Below are 7,990 nucleotides of genomic sequence, written 5' to 3' on the forward strand. Positions count from 1 at the left end.
ATGATTTTCAGGATATGCTAGCCATTTTCTATAAAGTAAAGCGAATACAGTTTGTCGGAACAAAAAAAGCGCTGCCGGGGCATTTCCGGTCAGCGCTTAAATCTCATTATTCCTTTAGCCGTTCATGTTATCCACTGGCACAATACATGCAATTGTCGTTCCTTTACCTGTTTCGGAATGAACCGTCAGTTGTCCGCCGACAGCTTTGGCGCGCTCTTCCATACTGAACAGACCAACACCTTTGGCGCTGCGATCCCGTATGAAGCCCATTCCCCGATCCTCAACTCGTAGTTCAATGGTTGCGACCTGATCATTAATTACTACCTCTGCCACAGAAACAGCCGCATATTTGGCGATATTGGTTAATGCCTCTTGTATTATCCTATAAATGGTCGTTTCCACTTGCGCATGAAGACGTCGGCGTAAATTGCTTTGCAGATGAACCTGTATTCCATAATGCTCCGTATAGTTCTCAATATACGTACGGATAGCAGGTGCAACGCCTAAATCGTCCAACACGGAAGGACGCATTTCCCATGCCAATCCCCTTACATCCTCAATAATCCCCGCAACGCTTCTGCGAACGTCTGCTAAGCCCGGGGCTGGATTCTCTCCAATCAATCGGTCCAGTTGTATCAGCAGAGAGAATAAGCTTTGACCGATGCCGTCGTGCAATTCGCGTGAGAACCTTTTACGCTCTTCCTCTTGAATGTTCATAACCTTCTTCATCATGAGCTGCAGCTCTTCCTCGACTTTTTTCAATCGAGTGACCTCGTTGCGGATTGCCAAATATTGATATGGTTTTCCATTCTCGTTTACAAGCGGTACAATGGTTGTATTCACCCAATAATAAGTACCGTCACTGGCTTTATTTTTGATTTCACCATGCCATACCTTTCCGGCCATAATCGTATTCCATAGATTGCGCATGAATGCTTTATCGTGATAGCCGGAGTTAATAATCCGATGGTCTTTGCCGATCAATTCGTCTCTATCGTATTTGGATATTTCACAAAATTTGTCGTTCACATACTGGATCGCCCCTTTGTGATCCGTTACGGCTACGATCGACGATTCGTCTAAAGCGAATTTAAGATCTGCTAATTGCTTAAGCGATTGCTGCAGCCCGTTGAGAACCTCTGGGTCATGGATATGCTCCTCCAGTTGTGAAAGAAGCATGCTTACATGCTGACCGATCACTTCCGCAGTTTTTCTGCCATCCTTAGGATTCAAAGTTAAGCAACCCCTTCTTCATAGCATACTTGACCAGCTCCGGTCTTGTTTTGAGCCCGAGCTTCTCCATGACTTTGGCTTTGTGGGTCTCTACGGTTTTGACGCTGAGGATTAACTGCTCGGCAATTTCCTTATTGCTATACCCTTTAGCCACCAGGGATAAAATCTCTTTTTCACGTTCGGATAGCGTTTCGTAAGTACCCCCGTTTTCACCATTTTTAATCCGCTCCAAATATTCGCCCATCAGCTTCTTCGTTGCAGTAGGATATAAATACGCATTGCCGGAAGCGACCGACTTGATTGCCCATAACAGTTCTTCGTGAGGAGCACTTTTCAGGATATATCCGGAAGCTCCCGCATGAATGGAATGGAATAAATATTCTTCGTCATCGTGCATGGTGAGAATCAAAATCGCCGTTTCCGGCAATACTTTCTTTAATTCTGTCGTCGCGGTAAGACCGTCTTTTCCATTCGGCATACTCAGGTCCATCAGTACGACATTCGGCTTTAGCTCCACTGCCTTGCAAATTCCTTCGTCCCCATCGGCGGCTTCCCCAACGACTTCGATGCCTTGTTTTCCATCCAGCAGTAGCAGCAGCCCGGATCGAACCACCGCATGGTCATCAACGATTAGAAGCTTGATCATCCCGTCCTCCTACCTTTAAGCGAATCGAAACGATCCGCAATGAACTCACAATGACGTTTTCACGCTTATCTTTATCATAACAAAAAAAAATAAATCCCATCAATGGAATTCATTTTTTTGCGGTAATTTCGTTGATTCGGAACCATTCGGAAATGGCTTCCGCCGTCATCAACATCAGCTCTGTCTCGTGATCGGTGTAAGTTTCAAACGAACGGCTTCCCGTAAGGAGCACGCCTCTGCGGTTTAACGGTAAAATAACTGGAATAGCGACGGCGGCGTAAAGCTTCTCGGCTAACATGACCGGACATTCCAATCGAAGCTTTTCGAACTGCGGATGACCCTTCTCCAACCGGGACATTCGGTCCAGAAGGATAGCTACGCCGGCAACTCCGCGTCCGGATCTCACTATCATATGTCGATACCGATCATTATCATTGCCGTCTGCATAATGAAAGCGAATTCTCTGATCCGAGTCTGGCAAAGCCACTGCAACAAAATCGCTATGAGTATCCAAGCGAAGCCTGTGTAATTGTTCGGCGATTCCAACGATTTCGGGCATCCTACAGCCCCCCTTCCTATCGCCAACGTTTATCGGTAACGTCTATGCTCCATTGTAACGGTTTTTATTCAATTTGTAAGTCAGGGAAATCCCTGAATTGTTCATCAGGGAGAAATCGCCCGATCCTGTGATTTAGGTCACTCGATAATCAGGGTTTTAGAGACGAATATTCAGGAATTTCCCCGATCCCTTTATTACATTGTTAGGGGTAGAATATTCTCATAAGATGGTTGAGAGGGGCTGGCTAAAATGGCTGTTAACAAATTGGAATACAAAACGGAATGCCAAGCGGAAGGCAATACAACCGGATGGACGGAAATGTTCTTTTCGAAAGAAAATCTCGAGTTGTTAGAGGGCATCATGTACCCGAAACGCGCGGAAGCCGGATCTTATTTATATTGGGAAGGTGATACCGCCGATAAGCTTTATTTTGTGAAAAAAGGCCGCGTAAAAATCACCAAAAATTCGGATAGCGGAAGCAAAATAACATTATATATGCATCATACCGGAGACTTGTTCGGCCAGATCGATCCGTTTTATGATGCAGTACAAAGCTTTGATGCGGAAGTGCTGGAGGACAGCGAGTTCGGCGTCATCCAACGGAAGGACCTCGAGGTGCTGCTGTGGCAGCACGGGGATCTGGCGATCGACTTTATGAAATGGATGGCCGCAACGCAACGGATGACGCAAACGAAATTCCGCGATCTGATGTTATTCGGCAAACCCGGCGCGTTGTGTTCCTTGCTGATCCGGCTCAGCAATTCCTACGGAAAGCCTTGCGGAGACCGGCAAATCAAAATTTCGAAGAAGCTCAATAATACGGAAATGGCGGAAATGATCGGTGCAACAAGAGAAAGCGTCAACCGTATGTTAAGCGATATGCGCAAGGAGAACGCCGTAGCAATCGACAACGGTTATGTTGTTATTAAGGATTTGGACTATTTGAAAAATGTATGCAGCTGCGAAAATTGTCCGAAGGAAATTTGCCGGGTTTAACGCGGCAGCAAAGTAAGAAAAATTCCTTATCTGAAATTTTCAAAGATGCTAGACCGCTTTAAGAGGTAGTTTTTATTGGTTTAGAAGTAGGAGAATCTCCCGGCTTGGTTGTTGTATAAAACCGCATGGATCTGGCCATGTTCCCCCAAACCTGCTGGCGCAGCCCGTCGCAGCGCCGCCTGATTTCCACAGCCTAATGTTGCCTCCTGTACCGGAGGCGCACGACCCGATCGCCTTCACTTGAACGTCGCGAGCAAGCGGCTACCGTTGAATTTGTTAGCGTACGTTTTTCGCGATGTCTCTCCCCCTTAGAGTATAAAAAAACGCTAGGCTGGTCACATCCGAAGGCTTAGCGTATATTTTCGTTATTTGGTTTGACACACCTTCTTGGTTTCCGCTTTGCGCCGCGGCTACGCGACCTTTCTGATTCAAAGCTTTATACCATTGGAAAGTCCAGCGATTTTCCGAAACTGGGGAAGCTGCTGCGCGGACAGATCAATACAAAGGTCATGCAAGAGACTACGAAACGCCAACCGTCCGTATTTGCGGTTTTCTGGCATGCATCGCAAAGGCATACCGACTTGACGGGACCTTCCGTCCTCCAGTCTGTACGACGAGTCGTGCATTGCAGGCATGAACATTGTCCAAGACCGTACATGTTCCACGGGATGGTCTTGTTTAACAGTCCGTGCCAGCCGTGCGTGTAATAACCGGCGTGATCGTAGCCGACGATCACGGAGTATTCGCCGCGGTCAAAGTCAACCGACCGGCCGAAGCAGGCCAAACCTTCATCGAGCGCAGCACGGCCCTTTTCCAGGCCAAACGCCAGTATTCCTCTCCCTTGCCCGCTCCCTTCACACCGTCGATCGCTACGAATCGCGGCAAATTAAAAAATCAATTATTCTCGCTGTTTGCCCGACTATTGCATGTCCCACTCGGGTAGAAGAACAGAAGTGACGTTCGAAGCGAGTTGCCGGATTCGGTTGATGCTCTTTTCAGCATTGAAGAAAATATCTTTGTCGCCGAATACTACGAGTATCGGCATCGTAAGCCGGGTGAGCTCAGCGTCACTGAACACTGGGAACGTCGCAAAACGCGGTTTCTCATATTTAGTAATCAGTAGAACAAATTCAAGCGCTTTGCGCATGTTATCGGCTTCTTCCGGATTTGCGACGTCCATGCCTAGCACGCCTCCGATTTCCTTCGACCTGTTTCCACGAGCAGAGATTTTGTGGAGCAGCGCGCGGAGTAAAAAGTCACGTCGTTGCATCGCAAGTCCACCGGGACACAGAACAATGAGTCTATTGACCTTGTCCGGATGAACAGTCGCGTAACGTAATGCTATCCAACCGCCAAGAGATACGCCTGCAATAGAGCATTGCTCAACGCCAAGCCGAGCTACTACTTCACCCAACCACTGCTCATATGCACCGCTTTTATAGGGTGGCCGAATTTCATCGGAAAAGCCTGCTTCTCCGATTAGGTCGACAGCGAACACATGAAATCGTTCGCTAAGCAGCGCAACATCGCCAAACCAACTAAAAGAATTCGACAAACTCCCGTGAAGCAACACTAACGCCGGATTTTCCGGACTTCCGGATTCAATGACGAACGTTTCGCCATATGAAGTTGGAATTCGATGCTGTTTATTTTCGACAGGCCACTCGGCAATAATTTTGCTATATTCATTCAAAATTCTCTGTTTGCCTGCTTTGCTCCTATAGATCGAAGCCATCATTTTTCCTCCTCAATCAGCCAGCTATCCGCCTGGTCCAAATCCTCAAAGGCATGAAACCATTTTCCGCGATTCGCTTCCGCTATAAAATCACTGAATTTCCCTCGGTATATTTTCGTGTCTATAACCGCAACGGCTTTGATATTGTAGTTAACGGGCATTACCTGACCCGCAACACGAGGAAAGCATAACTTTATTGGTGCCGTGTTCCGAACATGCCGCCACCAAACTAAGGCCGTCATTCTCCTCCTTGATTAAGCCAGAAACGACCTTGATGTAGTTCTTTCCGTTTTTCTCAATTTTGGTGTACTCCATTTTTAAATCACGTCCTTTTTCACGAATATCACGAGTTTCTGCAGCAAGCGGAAGCGCGACTGAACGTAACTTCTCAATCCATGTCAGTTCAGATTCGTATGGTGTCCTTCGATCTGAAAGAGCTTCGTCTTTCATGGCAAGCATGAAGCCTTTCACTTCACTGCTATATTGTTCAAGTAACAAAGCAAGCTCCGATTTTGTAAGACTTCCGCCAAATACAAGCTGCATCAGAAAAGTTTTGCGTATCTCCGTAATTTCAGGATATCCGACACTGACAAAACCTTCGGCTTCAAACTCAATTCTGCATAGCCTTCTTCATGTCGTACCCTGTGAGGGGTTTAAAGCGTAATAGCCCCAAAATTGCATGTTGAATGTTCATCCATAATCCCTCCTACACAAACATATGTTTATTGTAACATATGTTTTATATAACTCAAACGATAACACAATATAGAACAGGACGCTCCAATCGGAACGAACGTCTGGGTCATGTTCGTCGCCCGCGAATTGAATCGACTATCAAAAACATCAACAAATAGCGGAAGCCGCAACAAACTTACCCTTATTTGTGTTGCGGATTACCGCAAATATTTATCAGAACTGATTAAATACCCAAGGCTGCCGATTGATTGTTGCTTACGGCAGCCTTGGGTATGTTACGGTCTAGTTGGCAGTGTTTTTGAAGTGTGGTCTTTGTTTAATTATTTATTGGCTCTTCGTAAAACCGTGTTGAAATCACGTTTACGTATACCCGAAAACTAATTGCCGGGCAGTTGGATGCCGCACCAGCCGCTTACATCGCATTGGCCATATTCATTATCACCCACAGCAACCAACGTGCCGTCCAATTTAAGGCCGAGAGTATGAGCGCAACCCGCCGCAACCGCCACAATATCGCGCCAGCCCTTTACATTGCATTGGTCATGCTTATTCCAACCCACAGCCGCCACAGTACCGTCCGATTTAAGGCCGATGGTATGATAACTACCCGCTGCTATGGCCACAATACCGCGCCAGCTGCTTACATCGCATTGGCCATGCTTATTCAAACCCACAGCCGCCACCGTGCCATCCGATTTAAGCCCGACGGTATGAAGGTAACCCGCCGCTGCCGACACTATGTCGCGCCAGTCGCTTACATTGCATTGGCCATACCGATTATTACCCACAATCGTCACCGTGCCGTCCGATTTAAGCCCGACGGTATGCCAGTCACCCGCCGCAACCGCCACCATATCACGCCAGCCGCTTACATTGCATTGGCCTTCATTATTTCGACCCACAGCCACCACCCTGCCATCCGATTTAAGCCCGACGGTACGACGCCAACCCGCCGCAACCGCCATAATATCGCGCCAGCCGCTTACATCGCATTGGTCATGCTTATTCCAACCCACAGCCGCCACGGTGCCGTCCGACTTAAGCCCGATTGTATGAGCATTACCCGTGTTCGTCGCCATATGAACATTACCAGCCGCAACCGCGACAATATCGCGCCAGCCGCTTACTTCACATTGGCCATATTTATTATCACCCACAGCCGTCACCGTGCCGTCCGATTTAAGTCCAACGGTATGACGACGACCCGCCGCTATGGTATCTTTAGGCCACCATTTCACCTTTAACGCCGCTTTAATCAGTGAAGTGTAATCCATGTTTTACCTCCTTGAAAACAACACCTATTTTATTATAAAACGGCTACACTCAGAGCGGATGCCGCAGGTCTCCCCAGATAAGAACGTCATCTTTCTGCCCGCGACCACTAGAGTCTACAAAATTAGCCCTTGGCGGCTTTGGATTTCGTTGTGTGTCCAGTTCGTGTACCTTGGCCCGTGCATTTGCCTCCGACTTCCTTCAGATACACCCTTACCCTTGGCTACGGTAGGCGCTCGCGAGCCCCTGTTCGGGACTTTCACCCTAGAGATGACGCCCATGCTGGGCGTACAACAAAAGAGCGCCGACATCCATCGCCGCTCTTCTCAAAAATATAAGTACGCAAGTAGCAGAAACTTAATGCCGTGAGTTAAACATTATCGGGATACAACAAAATGTTTTTCGGTCACGGTTCCCGTAGAATTGTTTTTAACCCTCACAACCGTCTCACCTTCAGAAACTGCAACAGCGTAAATATAGGTCACCTTGCCAAAAGGTAAGGAATTTATTTTAACCGATGTGCCTGATATGCTTTCAATTCTAATCAAACTGCCTCCTGCTAGTCTAACACCAAGAAGTGATCTTTCTCCCACCTTGAGGTTGATCCATTCAACATCTACACTTTGATCCTGGCTCTGTACAGTTTGCTTTACGTTTGACTCTGCTGCCGAAGCAACTCCTGACGCTAACGAAAACGTGAAGACTGCGCAGAGAAGTAGTTTACCCAGCCGTTTCATAAAATACCCCTCCCAGATATTTATCGTTAAGGCTGAGAAGACTCCCTCTTCGATAAGGGGAGATGAATCAGCATCTCTTGTGCATGCATGCGAACATATGTGCTATAATTGTCGTG

10 protein-coding genes and 1 pseudogene are annotated in these 7,990 nt (G+C 47.3%); 3 read left to right on the forward strand and 8 right to left on the reverse strand.

The window, feature by feature from the left end; translation table 11 throughout:
• Positions 1-114: 114 nt before the first annotated feature.
• From NI000_RS35795 to NI000_RS35805, 3 genes are all read right to left on the reverse strand, one after another.
• Positions 115-1,233 carry a PAS domain-containing sensor histidine kinase gene (locus tag NI000_RS35795; RefSeq protein WP_375541036.1) on the reverse strand — a complete coding sequence of 373 codons (1,119 nt, stop codon included), beginning with the start codon at positions 1,231-1,233 and terminating at the stop codon, positions 115-117.
• The gene (locus tag NI000_RS35800; protein ID WP_253416049.1) at positions 1,223-1,879 is read right to left on the reverse strand and encodes a response regulator transcription factor; all 657 of its coding nucleotides are present in this window, start codon (positions 1,877-1,879) and stop codon (positions 1,223-1,225) included. The genes NI000_RS35795 and NI000_RS35800 overlap by 11 nt, the downstream gene beginning before the upstream one ends.
• 109 nt (positions 1,880-1,988) lie before the next feature.
• Entirely contained in the window at positions 1,989-2,438 is a 450-nt protein-coding gene (locus NI000_RS35805) for a GAF domain-containing protein (protein ID WP_253416050.1), read from the reverse strand.
• Between the two features lie 318 nt (positions 2,439-2,756).
• On the opposite strand from NI000_RS35805, the gene NI000_RS35810 reads away from it, so the two are divergent.
• From NI000_RS35810 to NI000_RS35820, 3 genes and pseudogenes are all read left to right on the forward strand, one after another.
• A complete protein-coding gene (locus NI000_RS35810; RefSeq protein ID WP_375541038.1) occupies positions 2,757-3,434 on the forward strand; it encodes a Crp/Fnr family transcriptional regulator in 678 nt (225 codons plus the stop codon).
• Positions 3,435-3,799: 365 nt separating this feature from the next.
• Positions 3,800-3,952 (forward strand): annotated as a pseudogene (locus NI000_RS35815) (Tn3 family transposase); the annotation flags it as partial.
• A gap of 179 nt (positions 3,953-4,131) precedes the next feature.
• A complete protein-coding gene (locus tag NI000_RS35820; RefSeq protein ID WP_253416052.1) occupies positions 4,132-4,377 on the forward strand; it encodes a hypothetical protein in 246 nt (81 codons plus the stop codon).
• On the opposite strand, the gene NI000_RS35825 is transcribed toward NI000_RS35820, so the two are convergent.
• From NI000_RS35825 to NI000_RS35840, 5 genes are all read right to left on the reverse strand, one after another.
• Complete coding sequence (locus tag NI000_RS35825) at positions 4,354-5,169, reverse strand: alpha/beta fold hydrolase (protein WP_253416053.1); 816 nt, start codon at positions 5,167-5,169, stop codon at positions 4,354-4,356. The two genes, NI000_RS35820 and NI000_RS35825, sit on opposite strands and share 24 nt — an antisense overlap.
• Positions 5,169-5,411 (reverse strand): DUF4180 domain-containing protein, encoded by a 243-nt coding sequence (locus NI000_RS37290; protein WP_375541037.1) that lies wholly within the window; start codon positions 5,409-5,411, stop codon positions 5,169-5,171. The genes NI000_RS35825 and NI000_RS37290 overlap by 1 nt, the downstream gene beginning before the upstream one ends.
• The gene (locus tag NI000_RS35830) at positions 5,320-5,712 is read right to left on the reverse strand and encodes a hypothetical protein (protein ID WP_253416054.1); all 393 of its coding nucleotides are present in this window, start codon (positions 5,710-5,712) and stop codon (positions 5,320-5,322) included. Before NI000_RS35830 ends, NI000_RS37290 begins: the two co-directional genes overlap by 92 nt.
• Before the next feature lie 530 nt (positions 5,713-6,242).
• Positions 6,243-7,139: an RCC1 domain-containing protein gene (locus tag NI000_RS35835; RefSeq protein ID WP_253416055.1), complete on the reverse strand. Its 897-nt coding sequence runs from the start codon at positions 7,137-7,139 to the stop codon at positions 6,243-6,245.
• A gap of 375 nt (positions 7,140-7,514) precedes the next feature.
• On the reverse strand, positions 7,515-7,874 hold the full coding sequence (locus NI000_RS35840) for a hypothetical protein (RefSeq protein ID WP_253416056.1): 360 nt from the start codon (positions 7,872-7,874) through the stop codon (positions 7,515-7,517).
• Between the last annotated feature and the right edge of the window lie 116 nt (positions 7,875-7,990).

This window comes from Paenibacillus tyrphae (assembly GCF_024158745.1).
Lineage (GTDB): Bacteria > Bacillota > Bacilli > Paenibacillales > NBRC-103111 > Paenibacillus_G > Paenibacillus_G tyrfis_A.